The organism is Kribbella sp. NPDC005582, assembly GCF_040605415.1.
Lineage (GTDB): Bacteria > Actinomycetota > Actinomycetes > Propionibacteriales > Kribbellaceae > Kribbella.
This window is the reverse complement of record NZ_JBEXCU010000001.1, coordinates 2301649-2313957: the sequence shown is the minus strand read 5'-3', so window position 1 is coordinate 2313957 and position 12309 is coordinate 2301649. Positions and strand designations below refer to the sequence as shown.

The 12309-nt window shown below is 69.1% G+C and carries 13 protein-coding genes; 7 read left to right on the top strand and 6 right to left on the bottom strand.

Translation table 11 applies throughout. The features are described 5' to 3' along the window. Nucleotides 1-301 precede the first annotated feature (301 nt). A complete protein-coding gene (locus tag ABZS29_RS11455) occupies nucleotides 302-925 on the top strand; it encodes a gamma carbonic anhydrase family protein (protein ID WP_355460802.1) in 624 nt (207 codons plus the stop codon). Here ABZS29_RS11455 and ABZS29_RS11450 read toward each other — a convergent pair. The 5 genes from ABZS29_RS11450 to ABZS29_RS11430 form a co-directional block, all read right to left on the bottom strand. Then, nucleotides 911-1906, bottom strand: coding sequence for a sucrase ferredoxin (locus ABZS29_RS11450; protein ID WP_355460800.1), 996 nt, complete (start codon nucleotides 1904-1906; stop codon nucleotides 911-913). The genes ABZS29_RS11455 and ABZS29_RS11450 overlap by 15 nt on opposite strands. A gap of 11 nt (nucleotides 1907-1917) precedes the next feature. After that, nucleotides 1918-3135, bottom strand: coding sequence for a cupin domain-containing protein (locus tag ABZS29_RS11445; protein ID WP_355460798.1), 1218 nt, complete (start codon nucleotides 3133-3135; stop codon nucleotides 1918-1920). A 38-nt stretch (nucleotides 3136-3173) separates the two neighbouring features. Further along, entirely contained in the window at nucleotides 3174-3689 is a 516-nt protein-coding gene (locus ABZS29_RS11440; protein ID WP_355460796.1) for a BatC protein, read from the bottom strand. Nucleotides 3690-3792: 103 nt separating this feature from the next. Next, a complete protein-coding gene (gene cobC, locus ABZS29_RS11435; protein WP_355460794.1) occupies nucleotides 3793-4818 on the bottom strand; it encodes an Rv2231c family pyridoxal phosphate-dependent protein CobC in 1026 nt (341 codons plus the stop codon). A gap of 21 nt (nucleotides 4819-4839) precedes the next feature. Beyond that, nucleotides 4840-5628 (bottom strand): carbon-nitrogen hydrolase family protein, encoded by a 789-nt coding sequence (locus ABZS29_RS11430; protein ID WP_355460792.1) that lies wholly within the window; start codon nucleotides 5626-5628, stop codon nucleotides 4840-4842. A 66-nt stretch (nucleotides 5629-5694) separates the two neighbouring features. Between ABZS29_RS11430 and ABZS29_RS11425 the strand changes: the two genes are divergently transcribed. After that, complete coding sequence (locus ABZS29_RS11425) at nucleotides 5695-6234, top strand: molybdenum cofactor guanylyltransferase (RefSeq protein WP_355460790.1); 540 nt, start codon at nucleotides 5695-5697, stop codon at nucleotides 6232-6234. A gap of 20 nt (nucleotides 6235-6254) precedes the next feature. Continuing rightward, nucleotides 6255-7235 carry an NAD(P)H-quinone oxidoreductase gene (locus ABZS29_RS11420; protein ID WP_355460788.1) on the top strand — a complete coding sequence of 327 codons (981 nt, stop codon included), beginning with the start codon at nucleotides 6255-6257 and terminating at the stop codon, nucleotides 7233-7235. Here ABZS29_RS11420 and ABZS29_RS11415 read toward each other — a convergent pair. Further along, nucleotides 7228-7641, bottom strand: a complete 414-nt coding sequence (locus ABZS29_RS11415) for a VOC family protein (RefSeq protein ID WP_355460787.1) — start codon at nucleotides 7639-7641, stop codon at nucleotides 7228-7230. The two genes, ABZS29_RS11420 and ABZS29_RS11415, sit on opposite strands and share 8 nt — an antisense overlap. A gap of 73 nt (nucleotides 7642-7714) precedes the next feature. On the opposite strand from ABZS29_RS11415, the gene ABZS29_RS11410 reads away from it, so the two are divergent. Genes ABZS29_RS11410 through ABZS29_RS11395 form a run of 4 tightly spaced genes read left to right on the top strand, consistent with a single transcriptional unit; the run spans nucleotide 7715 to nucleotide 12254 of the window. Then, the gene (locus ABZS29_RS11410; protein ID WP_355460785.1) at nucleotides 7715-8287 is read left to right on the top strand and encodes a TetR family transcriptional regulator; all 573 of its coding nucleotides are present in this window, start codon (nucleotides 7715-7717) and stop codon (nucleotides 8285-8287) included. Between the two features lie 48 nt (nucleotides 8288-8335). Next, the gene (locus ABZS29_RS11405; RefSeq protein ID WP_355460783.1) at nucleotides 8336-8908 is read left to right on the top strand and encodes a PadR family transcriptional regulator; all 573 of its coding nucleotides are present in this window, start codon (nucleotides 8336-8338) and stop codon (nucleotides 8906-8908) included. Next, on the top strand, nucleotides 8905-9627 hold the full coding sequence (locus ABZS29_RS11400) for an ABC transporter ATP-binding protein (protein WP_355460782.1): 723 nt from the start codon (nucleotides 8905-8907) through the stop codon (nucleotides 9625-9627). Before ABZS29_RS11405 ends, ABZS29_RS11400 begins: the two co-directional genes overlap by 4 nt. Further along, nucleotides 9627-12254, top strand: coding sequence for an FtsX-like permease family protein (locus ABZS29_RS11395; protein ID WP_355460780.1), 2628 nt, complete (start codon nucleotides 9627-9629; stop codon nucleotides 12252-12254). The genes ABZS29_RS11400 and ABZS29_RS11395 overlap by 1 nt, the downstream gene beginning before the upstream one ends. The last annotated feature ends 55 nt before the right edge of the window (nucleotides 12255-12309 follow it).

The following is a 12309-nucleotide window of genomic DNA, read 5'->3' as shown; positions in this document are numbered from 1 at the left end:
GCCCAGCCACACCACGAACGTCACCGATGTCCTGAGACATCAACTGTCACCGATGTCCTGATACAGAACTGTCACCCATGTCCTGAGACATGACAATTGACTCGTCAGGATTCGTTGCGCTCGCTCGAACATCTGTTCTAATGTTTTCCCAGTTCGCGGTTCTCCACCCGGACGTCCGACCGGCCGAATCTCCCACCTCCGATGTGGACGGCCACCATCGGACCCGCCGCCCGGGGTGTGAGGTCCCGGGCGACGGAGAACCGCCCCAGAGAGTTTCGTGTACGACTGAGAAAGACAGGTGATGCCCGACGGAGGGATGCACGCGATGCTGCTCGAACACCGCGGCCGGCGACCGGTCGTGCCCGAATCCGCCTATGTCGCACCATCGGCCGTGCTCTGCGGCGCCGTCGTCCTCGGCGAAGGCAGCAGAGTCCTGCACGGTGCTGTGCTGACCGCGGAGGATGGTGAGGTCCGGCTCGGGACGAACAGTGTGGTGATGGAGAACGCTCTGGTGCGCGGCCGGGCGAAACATCCCGCCCTGCTCGGTGACGCGGTTCTGGTAGGTCCCCATGCACACGTGAACGGCGCTACGGTCGAGGACGAAGTCTTCATCGCCACGGGCGCTGCGTTGTTCCCCGGTTCTGTCGTCGGCGCGGGCGCGGAGCTCCGGATCAACAGCGTGCTGCAGGTCAACTCGCGCCTCGAACCCGGCGCGGTCCTCCCGATCGGCTGGATCGCGGTCGGAGACCCGGCTCAGCTCTTCTCGCCCGACCGGCACGACGAGCTCTGGCAGGTCCAACGCGAGCTCGACTTCCCCGGCACTGTGTACGGCGTCTCCCGAAGGACCGGCATGCGCGACGTCATGGCGCGCCAGTCCGCCTTCTACGGCGCCCATCACGACGACCGGGAGCTACCCGCCGACTGACTCGATGCTGTGCAGCTCGAACCGCCGTGCTTGGACGGGAGCCTTCCCGCTGCAGGTCAGCGGAGCATTCACGGTGTCGAAGTGCACCGACACCTCAACGACCAACTGAGTTGCGGCCAGCTGAGTACCGTGGTCACCCCCGCCCTGAGGAGTGGCGAGGGCGATTCGGTAGTGGTGGTCGGACAGAGGCGTGATCTGCGTGGGCTGGAGTGCGTCGAGAGCTAGAGAGTGACCTGCCTGGCGGGCGTAGTGCTGAGCTGCCTGGACCGGTGGGGCGACAGTGCCTGCGCCGCGGAGAAGGTCGGGGACGACACGGAACTCGGCGTGGTGTTTGGCGACTTCGACAGCGCGAGCCGGCGTGACCTGGCCGTAGAACAAGGCGTGCGGGAGGACGACGACGTTGCCGGCGAAGCGATCGCCGCCGATGTGGCTGCACTCCCACGTGCGCTCCGGGTAGGCCGCAGCGAGCGCAGCCGCGACGGGACGCCCGCGGACTGCGCAGCAGGCGTCGTGGCGACCGTGGGTGCAGACGAGATAGATCGGTTCCAGGGTTGGAGGTTGCAGGTCACTCAGAGTTTCCAGCGCGTCAGCCGCGACGGCGTCCAAGACGCTGATCAGGTGCGCGTCCGAGGCGAGCTCACCCCAGCGAATGGACTCGCGCCCGGGACGACAGTCGACCAGCGCATACCGTCGTACGGCGGCTCGGTCGACCCGGCCGTAGCGTCGGATCAGAACTGGCCGATAGCCGAGTTCCGCGCACCGGCGGGCTACCTCGGTGTCGACCTCCGGCAACGCGGTGAGCGCTTGGCGCGGCCACGGCGTACGGGACTCGATCAGGAGCCAGCGAGCGGCCGGCGGAGCGGTGGCGATCAGCGAATCGCCGCGCTGCAAAGCCATCGCCGCGCAACCTGTGTCGGGGCGGTAGCGGCGATCGGCCGGAGCCGAAGACGCCGCAATGGCGGGATCGAGGGGATTGGTCACTGGAGCCAAGTTTAGGCGGTCGACACCAGGACCGCCTCGGTGAGGAGACGCCGGACCAGCACCACCTGGTCGTCCACCGGGAGCCCGGGCAGCGTGCCCACCTTGTGTTCCTGACCGTCGAGCAGGTGAATGAGGGCCTCGCTGACCGCAGCCGGGAAGGTGATGGCTCGGTCGGGAAGCTGGAGCGTGATCGGGTCGCCCGGGATCAGCCGATGCCGGAGCCCACCGCGAAGGCGGACGGTCGTGCCAGCTGTCAGAGTGCCGAGCGCAGCCGCATGAGCCAGCGGCGGGATGGGCTCGGGGCGATTCGCAGACCAGGTACGACGGCGCAGTCGCGGCGCCAGGTCGTCGACCGCGGTCGAGCGCAGGTGAGCGACGAGAAGCTCGGTCACCTCCGGCAGCACCGCGGCCAGCTGAGCAGGATCACCCGGGTCGAAGCCGAGTGGCAGTGCGGTTCGCAGCGCCGGTTCGTTGGCAGCCAGTGCGGCGAGCTCTTGGACCAGCAAATAGCGGGTCAAGGTGTGCAGACCGACGGTTAGGTGCGCGCTGACTCCGCCAAGAGCCTTGGCCGAGTGCAGGAAGCCGCGCGGCACGTACAGCGCGTCACCGGGGCGCAGGACTTCGTCGACTACCGGCTGCTGATCCCGGGCGGCCGCGGCCACCGCAGCGGAGTGATCGGTCCACGGCTGGTTGCGCAGCGGATTCACATGGACTGGCTCGTGGACGGTCCAGTGCTTCTCGCCGGCCACTTGCAGGACAAACACGTCGTGTACGTCGTAGTGCGCCGAGAACCCCTGTGACTCCGGCGGAGTGATGTAGGCGTTGATCTGCACCGGATGACCGGCATCCGTTGACAGTTGGGTAGCGAAGTCGACCAGCGCGGGCCAGGTGCGATGCAGAGCCTGCAGTACGACGGTGTGCCCGCTGGCGAACAGAGCCGCGACCTTGTCGTCGCGAACCTGATCAGAGATATCCGCACCGACTCCACCGGAGCCGGTGAACTGACTGTCGCCCACGACCGACCCGTTCTTGGCCACGCGCAGGAACGGCGTGCGAAGGCCGCGGCGGGACAAGAGCTCGTCCGCGGCGGTCAGCGTGAAGAGGTCGTCGTACGGCGCGGGCAGGTCGGGAGCGTGCGACAGCAGGGCGCGCGAACCCCAGTAGCCAGTGGCGAACTCGTCGAGGTCGCCTGCCACGCAGCGCCGAAGAGCCGGACGGTCAACCGTCACAGCAGGATCTGATTGCGGTCCGGCCCCCGGCACTGTCGTCACCAGCTCCCGGAGTTGCCGCTCGCGCCTCCGTCGGCACCGCCGTCCGTCGCATTCGCGTCGGCGCCACCGTCAGCGGGGCCTTCACCCTGACCGGCGCCACCATCGGCACCACCGTCCGTACCGCCGCCTTCCGCGCCGCCGTCGGCCGGTCCCTCGGACTCGCCACCCGAGCCGCCCGAGCCGCCCGAGCCGCCCGAGCCATAGCCGTCGCCACCGCCGCCGTCAGCACCACCATCGGCACCGCCGTCCGTGCCACCACCCACTGCGCCGCCGTCGGCCGGACCCTCGCTGGAGTCACCGCGGGAGCCGCCAGAGCCGCCGTACTCGCCGGCGCCACCATCGGCGCCACCGTCCGTGCCGCCGCCTACCGCGCCGCCGTCGGCCGGACCCTCGGACTCACTGCCGTAGCCCGACGAGGTGTTACCGCCGCCGGCCTGGCTGTCGTTGCCTTCGGCAGAGCCTCCGTACTCGCCGTCGGACGAGGTGTTCATGTCGTCGTCGTTCAGACCCATGATGCTGCTCCCTTCACTGATGGTTTCAGAGCACCGGAGTGTGGAGCAGGCGCTCTGGGACCATCCTGTGCGCAAAGCAGCGGCGGGCTAAACGTCGCGGCGGTTACAGGTCGGCCGCAGAGTCCCGCCAGACCTTCACAAAGCCGTCAACGACATCCTCCGGCCGGACTGCGATCCGTAACCAGTCCGGTCCGAGCCCCGGGAAGGTGTCTCCACGCCGTACCGCATATCCCTTGGCCCGCAAGGCTTCTCGCAGTACGGCGCCGCCCGCGACCTGCACGAGGACGAACGGACCCCGCGGTACGCCGTAGGTCCGGACAGGACTCAGGCTGTCGAGCAGGTACGACCGCTGACGCTCGATGTCCCCAGCAGCCGCGGCCGCCTCAGCCACTGCCTGCTCGTTGCTGCAAGCAATGGCAGCGGCCAGCGCAGGCGTGGACACTGGCCAGTGCGGCTGCACAGCGGCCAACTGCTCGATCAGGCCGGCCGCGGCGAGCACGTAGCCCACACGCAATCCAGCGAGCCCCCACGTCTTAGTGAGACTGCGGATCACCACCAGCCCCGGAATCGACGCACCGGCCAGCGATTCCGGCTCCCCCGGTACGGCGTCCATGAACGCCTCGTCGACCACGAGAATCCGATCCGGCCGGGCGAGTTCGCGCAGGTCGTCGGCGCGGTGCAGGACCGAGGTCGGGTTGGTCGGGTTGCCGATCACCACGAGATCCGCATCGGCCGGGATCGCCGCCGGGTCCAGCACGAAGCCGTCCTCCGGTCGCAGGATGACCCGGTCGACCATGTGGCCCGCGGACCGCAGCGCGGCCTCCGGCTCCGTGAACTGCGGGTGCACAACCACCGCATGTCGCGGCCGGAACGCCCGGGCGATCAAGACGAACGCCTCGGCCGCACCAGCGGTCAGCAGCACTCGCTCCGGGTCCACCCGGTGCCGCGCAGCGACCGCCAGCACTGCGGCCTCCTGACGCGGGTACGCCGCCAGGTCCGTCAGGCTGGCTGTGATCGCGTCGACGAGCCATGGCGGCGGCGTACCGGTCCGCACGTTGACGGCGAGGTCTACGAGTCCGTCACCGACCTCGAGATCGCCGTGATGCCACAAGTCAAAACCATCCGCCACAACTGTGAGGCTAACCCGGGACTAGGAACGGGGAGTGACACTGAAGCGGCGATTGACCAGCGAAGGGTTGGTCTGACGTACGCCGGCCAGCCGGTCCCCCGACAACTCAGCGACCGCATACCCGTCCGACTCGCCCACTGCGGCGATGGCGATGCCCTGCGGATCGAGGACCTGACTGAGGCCGGAGTACTTCTTCCCGTTCTGCGCGGCAGCCACTACGTAGCAGGTGTTCTCGATAGCGCGCGCCGTGAGCAGCGTGGTCCAGTGGTGCTCCTTGAGCGGCCCCCGCACCCACGCGGCCGGTACGACGAGGACGTCGGCCCCCTTGTCGACCAATGCGCGCGACAGCTCCGGGAACCGCAGGTCGTAGCAAGTCATCAGGCCCAGTGTCCGGCCGGCGATCTTCACCACGACCGGTGCGACGTCACCAGCAGTCAGCTGGTCGGACTCCTTGTAGCCAAACGCGTCGTACAGGTGGATCTTGCGGTACGCGCCGAGCAGTGAGCCGTCGGCGCCGACCGCCAGCAGCGTGTTGTACGGCCGGTCCTGGTCGCAGCTGCGTTCGAACATGCCGGCCACGATCGCTACGCCGTGCTCCACCGCGCTCTTACGCAGCGTCGCCACGAACTCGCCGTCCAGCGGCTCCGCGACGTCAGCAACGCCCTCGACGTTGAAGTCGGCCATGATCGCCTCCGGCAGCACCACCAGATCAGGCCGGTCCGCAGCCGCCTCAGCCACCAGTCGCGCGACCAGCTCCCGATTGGCAGCCTTGTCCGAGCTACTGGCCGTCTGCACCACAGCAATCCTCATCTCCCCATGGTGCCGCAGAAACGCGACACGCACAGTGCCGCACTGTGCGAAGGGCAGACTGACCGGGTGGACTTCGATGCGGTGGTGGTGGCCGGGGGTGGGTCTACTCGGCTCGGCGGGGTGGACAAGGCGCTGGTGGTGCTCGACGGGGTGACGTTTCTCGACCGGGTGCTGCGGGCGGTAAACGCTGCCGTCAGCACGGTGGTCGTCGGGCCGGTGCGTACGACGTACCGCGAGGTGGAGTGGACGCAGGAGGATCCGCCAGGAAGTGGGCCGGTGGCCGGGCTGGCAGCTGGACTGCAGAGCGGAAGCGCACCAGTCGTAGTGGTGCTGAGCTGCGACCTGCCCTGGGTGACGGCAGCTGACGTCACCCAGTTGGTCGACAGTCTCGGAAGCCATGACGGCAGTGGGCTCCGGGACAGCGACGGACGTGACCAGTGGCTCGCGGCGGCGTACCGGCGGAGCTCACTCGACCAGGCGCTCGAGCGGCTCGGGGATCCACGCGACAAGTCGGTACGACGCCTCATGGCCGACCTGGACCTCGTCTGGTCGGAGCCGACCCGGAGTGGCGACGACGTGGACACGTGGGCCGACCTCGACGAGTGATCGCCGGTACGGTGTGAGTCATGCGAGCTGTCGTGTGTGAGGGTGTCGGTGGTGTCGAGGTTCTGACCGTCGGAGAGATTGCGGATCCGACTCCGGCTGTGGACGAGGTCGTGATCGACGTCGTGGCGGCGGGTGTCAACCGAGCCGACCTTCTGCAGCGGCAGGGGTTCTACCCACCGCCTCCGGGCGCACCCGGCACGATCGGGCTCGAGGTCTCCGGCCGGATCGCCGCGGTCGGTTCCGAGGTGACGGACTGGACGGTCGGCGACGAGTGCTGCGCGCTCCTGGCCGGCGGCGGGTACGCCGAGAAGGTCGTCGTACCGGCGCCGCAGGTGATGCCGATCCCGGAGGGGATCGATCTGATCAGCGCGGCCGCGTTGCCCGAGGTCGTGGCAACCGTGTGGTCAAACATCTTCATGACCGCGCACCTGAAGGAAGGCGAGACCTTCCTGGTGCACGGCGGCGCTTCGGGGATCGGCACGATGGCGATCCAGCTCGGCGTCGCGCACGGCGCGCGAGTGCTGACGACGGTGGGCAGCAAGGACAAGATGGAGTTCGCGAGCGCGCTCGGCGCGGATGTCGCGATCAACTACAAGGAAGCCGAGTGGGTCTCGGTGGTCAAGGAAGCGACCGGCGGCGCCGGGGCCGACGTGATCCTCGACATCATCGGCGCGAAGTACCTGACCGACAACGTGAAGACCCTTGCGTACGACGGCCGGCTCGTCGTGATCGGGATGCAGGGCGGAGCGAAGGGCGAGCTGGACCTTGGTCAGCTGCTCAGCCGCCGGGGTTCGGTGATCGCCACCGGCCTGCGGTTCCGGTCGGTCGCGGACAAGGGACGGATCGTCGCCGAAGTGGTCGGCCACGTCTGGCCGCTGGTCACCGCGAAGAAGGTCCGGCCCATCGTCCACGCCACCTTCCCGCTGGCCGACGTCGCCGAGGCGCACCGCGCCCTCGAGGAGTCCAGCCAGATCGGGAAGGTCCTGCTCACTCTCAGCTAGGGAAGTTCTCCGCCAACCACGCAGGGTCCGGTGCGACCAGCTGGATCACGTCGAGCCAGGTGCCTTCGGGGTCACGCACGAAGAAGTGCCGCTGACCCCACACCTCGGTGACCACCTCGGTCTCCAGCGGGATGCCGGCCTCGGCCAGCGCGGCCGCGGTCTTGTCGACGTCGTCGACGATGAAGCCGAACACATTGCTGCTTTCCCGCGCCGCGGAGACCGCGGCCGGCACCGACTCGTGCCCGCGCTGGGTGATCGCCAGTTCCCAGCTCGCGTCGCCCCGGCGGACGCAGATGAACCAGCCGAGGTCGATGGTGATCTGGAGATCGAAGTGCTGCTGATAGAAGGCGGCGACCTCCGCCGGACGGTCGGTCACCACGGTGGCGCCGAAGGCTGCGGGTTGCATAAGCACTCCTGACTACTACAGCTGTCGTTGTTGACCAGGACAGTTGTAGTGGATGGCTGCTACAGTTGTCAACGTGCCCCGGAACCCCGAACGCCGCACCCAGCTCGCCGACGCCGGTCTCGCCGTCCTCGCCGAAGCCGGCGCCCGCGGCCTGACACACCGCGCCGTGGACGCAGCCGCCGGCCTCCCCGCCGGTACGGCGTCCAACTACTTCCGCACCCGTGATGCGCTGCTCGGCGCCCTCGGCGAGCGGATCTTCGAGCGCCTCACTCCCGATCCGACCGTCCTCGAGCCGCTGTCCCAGCGGGAGCCGACCATCGATCTCGTCGTCGACTACGTGCACTACATCGTCGAGCGACTCCTCGGCCGCCCCGAGCTTTCACTCGCTCTGATGGAGCTCCGCCTCGAGGCAGCCCGGCGCCCCGACCTGCACGAAATCCTGTCCCGCACACTGCGCCAGGGCTTCGACGCCGACGTCTCCTTCCACGTCAATGCCGGCCTGCCCGGCGGTGCCGAGGAGATCCGCCTGCTGCACTTCGCCATCGACGGCCTCGTCCTCGACCAACTCACCCCCGGCACCGGCCACCCGTACGACGTCGCCGCCACCACCGAACGTCTGGTACGGCGCCTGGTCCGCGCCGACTGAGCGGCCACCGATTGACCCAGCCATACCGAGTATGCATACTCGGTATCTATGTCGATCAAACACGGACTGCTGGCGTTGCTCCGCGAGGAGCCGAAGTACGGATATCAGCTGCGCGGAGAGTTCGAAGCAGCCACCGGCGCGACCTGGCCGCTCAATATCGGGCAGGTCTACACGACGCTCACCCGGCTGGAGCGTGACGGCCTGGTCCGGGCCGCGTCCACCGAGGCGGACGGGCGATCGACGTACGAGATCACCGACGCCGGCCGGGACGAGCTGACCAACTGGTTCCAGACTCCGGTGACCCGCGAGTCGCGGCCGCGCGACGAGCTCGCGATCAAGCTCGCGCTGGCGCTCGCCGTACCGGGGGTCGACGTGAGCGCCGTCGTTCAGCGGCAGCGCGCGGCGACGATGCAGTCCCTGCAGGAGCTGACCCGGCTGAAGCGCGGCGATCGCGAGGGCGAGATCTCCTGGCGGCTCGTGCTGGAGTCGATGATCTTCGCCGCCGAGGCCGAGATCCGCTGGCTCGACCACTGCGAGTCGATCCTGTTACGGCACCGCGGCCGGCCCGCGAAAACGGCGCAGCCGGAGCCGGCCGAGGACACCACGGGAGCGAACCGATGACCGCGATCCTCGATGTCCGCAACCTGACCAGGACACACGGTCAGGGCGAGCGGGCCGTGCATGCGTTGCGTGGCGTCGATCTGAGCGTCGTACCGGGCGAGCTCGTCGCCGTGATGGGTCCGTCGGGTTCGGGCAAGTCCACCCTGCTCACGTGCGCCGGCGGCCTCGACCGGCCGACCCATGGCGAAGTAATTGTCGACGGCAACGATCTGGCCGGCCTCGGGCCGGCCGGCGTGGCCGCGCTGCGCCGCCGCCGGATCGGCTACGTCTTCCAGGACTTCAACCTGATCCCCGCCCTCACCGCGGCCGAGAACGTCGCCCTCCCGCTCGAGCTCGACGGCACCCGCAGCAAAACCGCCCGCAAGTACGCCGACGCAGCCCTGCAGGAGGTAGGTATCGGTGAGCTCGCCGACCGTTTCCCCGACGACATGTCCGGCGGCCAGCGGCAGCGGGTGGCGATCGCCCGCGCCATCGTCGGTGAGCGACGGCTACTGCTCGCCGACGAACCCACCGGAGCCCTCGACTCCGAGACCGGCGAAGCCGTCCTCCAGCTCCTCCGCGATCGCTGCGACCAGCACGGAATCGCCGGCGTCCTCGTCACCCACGAGGCCCGGCACGCCGCCTGGGCCGACCGAGTGGTCTACCTGCGCGATGGTGTCCTGGTAGGTCAGGCCGGACCGCTGCCCGACCCCGACGAGCTGCTGCAGGGAAGCCACTGATGGGCAGCTGGGGTCCGCCGCTGCGGATCGCCCGAAGAACCACTCGCAAACATCTCGGCCGCACCTTCCTGGTGGCGGCGTTGATCGGCCTGCCGGTGTTCGCCGCGACCTGGGCCGGAGTGACCGGCCGCACCGGGAGCCCGACCGGCGAACTGCTGGCCCGGACCACCATCGGACAGGCCGACGCGCAGCTCACCGTCACGCCGTACGACAAGCTCGACCTCTCGTACGGCGAGCCTCGGGCCGACGTGATGCCGGCGCAGGCGTCGGACAGCAGGCAGGTGCGGACGCCCGCGACCTTCGACCCCAAGCCGCTGCTTCCGGCCGGAACCGTGCTGGCCCGCCCGTTCAGCAGCGCCGGCAGCGCGGAGGTGAAGGGGCCGTCCACGGTCAACAGTGTCGACGTCGTCGTCGGTGACGGGCAGAGTCCGCTGCTGGGCGAAACGGTCCGGCTCGATCAGGGTCGCTTCGCGACCGCACCCGACGAGGTCGCGATCTCACCGGACCTGGCCGACCACCTCGGCATCGCCGCACCCGGCGCCACCCTGAACACCGCGAACGGCAAGGCGTACAAGGTGGTCGGGATCGCCCGGCAGAACCAGCAGCTGAGCCACTGGCTGATCTTCGCCACACCGGCGAGCACGCTGGTCGGCACGCCGCCACTCGAGGCGCGCTACCTACTCGATCTGCCCGACCGGATCGACCCCCGATCGTTGACCGGGGCACTCGGCGAGCAAGGCCTGTTCTTGTTGCCAAGAGCAAACATCATCGATCCGCCACCGGGACCGTACAACTACCCCCAGAACTCGGCCGGTCCGTACGCCGTGATGGCGCTGGCGATCGGTTTCGGCGTCCTCGAGATCGTGCTGCTCGCCGGTACGGCGTTCGCCGTCGGCGCCCGCCGGCAGACCCGCGAGCTCGGGCTGATCCTCGCCGCTGGCGGAACCGCACGAGACGTCCGCCGGATCGTCTTGCTGCAAGGCGTTTTCGCCGGTGTCGTCGGGGTCGGCGGCGGCCTCCTGCTCGCAGCTGTGGCACTGACCGTCAGCCGGTACGGGTGGTGGGAACACGCGTCGACGAGCTTCTTCGTGGAGTGGCAGATTCCCTGGACGGCGATCGTCACGATCAGCCTGATCGGGCTGCTCTCCGGGCTGGCGGCCGCCGTCGTACCGGCGATCAGCGCCGGGCGGCAGACTCCCCTGGCAGCCCTGTCAGGGCGTTTCGCGGCGACCGCGACACGGTCACCGATCCGCAAACCCGCGCTGCTGCTGGTGATCGCGGGCGTCGTCCTGGTCGTGACCGGTTCCGGGATGATCGCGGCGGCTCTGGCGCAGGCGAAGCGGCAGATCGTCGAGAGCTCGGGCGAGCACGCCACCGTGACGCCGGAGGGGCCGATCGCGCTGGTTCTGCTCGGCATCACGCTGGCGATCGCCGGGCTGATCTGGATGCTGCCGAGTCTGGTCAGCACAGTGTCCGGCCTGGCGGGGCGGCTGCCACTGAGCGGACGGCTCGCGATGCGCGACGCCGCCCGGCACCGGCACCGCACGGCTCCGGCCGCCGCGGCCATCATGATGTCGGTCGCCGCTACTGCTGCCGCTGCTTTCGCTGGTGCGAACTCCGTCGCCGCGAACGCCGCGGGGTATGTCCCGGAAGCCAGGATGGGGAATGCGACCCTGCGGTTCGACTCCGGACCGTCGAGCGTCCCGTTCTCACCGGAGCTCGAGCAGCGGGTTGCCGAGCAGTTGCCGACCGAGCAGACGTATCGCTTCGGGATGCTCTACTCCCCGCGGCCGAACCGCGACCCGGCGTACGTGGGCATCGAGCCACCGGCAGTCGATGCGGGGAAGTCGCCGGAGACCTTCGCCGGCCTGGTCGTGGTGGATCCCAGCTACATCGAACAGTTCGACGGCAACGGCCGGGAGCTGGCAGCCCGTCTGCGAGCCGGCGACATCGTTGTTCCGCGCAAGGACTTCACCAGCACAGGCACGGTCGGACTCGGTGGTCTCGATCCGGACCAGCCCGCGAAGCCCGTGCAGCACAAGGCGTCGTACGGCGGTGAGCTTCCGCTGATCCAAGGGCTGCGCGGCCAAGGACTGATCGGGCTGGAGGCCGCGGCGAAGCTCGGCCAGGTCAGCACGTTCATGGTCGAGTACCGGTTGCAGCGCGAGCCGACCGATGACGAACTCGCCGCCGTGGATCGAGTGCTCGGTCACGACGGGCTGCTGAAGGTCGAGCGGGGATATCAGAATCCGAGCGGCACGATCCTGCTCTGGATCCTGATCGCCGCGGCCGTCGTCACGCTGCTCGGCGTGGCGATCTCGGTCTCCTTGTCCGCGGCCGAAGGCCGGGCCGACCTCGCCACACTGGCGGCGGTCGGAGCCTCACCCCGCCGTCGGCGCAATCTCGCGGCGGCGCAGGCCTGGTTCCTCGGACAGCTCGGGTGCGTGCTGGGTGTTGGAGTCGGTGCGCTCTACGGGTACACGGCGCACGCGGCCTTCGGCTCGCCGCACTTCACGGTTCCGTGGGCGGAGATCGGCGGCACGCTGATCGTCGTACCGGCGTTCGCCGCGGCGCTGGCCTGGCTGCTGACGCGGTCGCGACTACCGATGGTTGCCCGTATCGACTAGCGCCACCTCGGGGTAGGCCACCGGGTACGGCGGTGTGCTTGTGACGCGCCAGTCG

Bases quoted from the DNA above. Each gene is read 5' to 3' on its own strand.
- ABZS29_RS11415 (WP_355460787.1), bottom strand. From the start codon at position 7,641: ATGCAACCCGCAGCCTTCGGCGCCACCGTGGTGACCGACCGTCCGGCG.
- ABZS29_RS11430 (WP_355460792.1), bottom strand. From the start codon at position 5,628: ATGAGGATTGCTGTGGTGCAGACGGCCAGTAGCTCGGACAAGGCTGCC.
- ABZS29_RS11455 (WP_355460802.1), top strand. From the start codon at position 302: ATGCCCGACGGAGGGATGCACGCGATGCTGCTCGAACACCGCGGCCGG.
- ABZS29_RS11440 (WP_355460796.1), bottom strand. From the start codon at position 3,689: ATGGGTCTGAACGACGACGACATGAACACCTCGTCCGACGGCGAGTAC.
- ABZS29_RS11405 (WP_355460783.1), top strand. From the start codon at position 8,336: ATGTCGATCAAACACGGACTGCTGGCGTTGCTCCGCGAGGAGCCGAAG.
- ABZS29_RS11400 (WP_355460782.1), top strand. From the start codon at position 8,905: ATGACCGCGATCCTCGATGTCCGCAACCTGACCAGGACACACGGTCAG.
- ABZS29_RS11395 (WP_355460780.1), top strand. From the start codon at position 9,627: ATGGGCAGCTGGGGTCCGCCGCTGCGGATCGCCCGAAGAACCACTCGC.
- ABZS29_RS11420 (WP_355460788.1), top strand. From the start codon at position 6,255: ATGCGAGCTGTCGTGTGTGAGGGTGTCGGTGGTGTCGAGGTTCTGACC.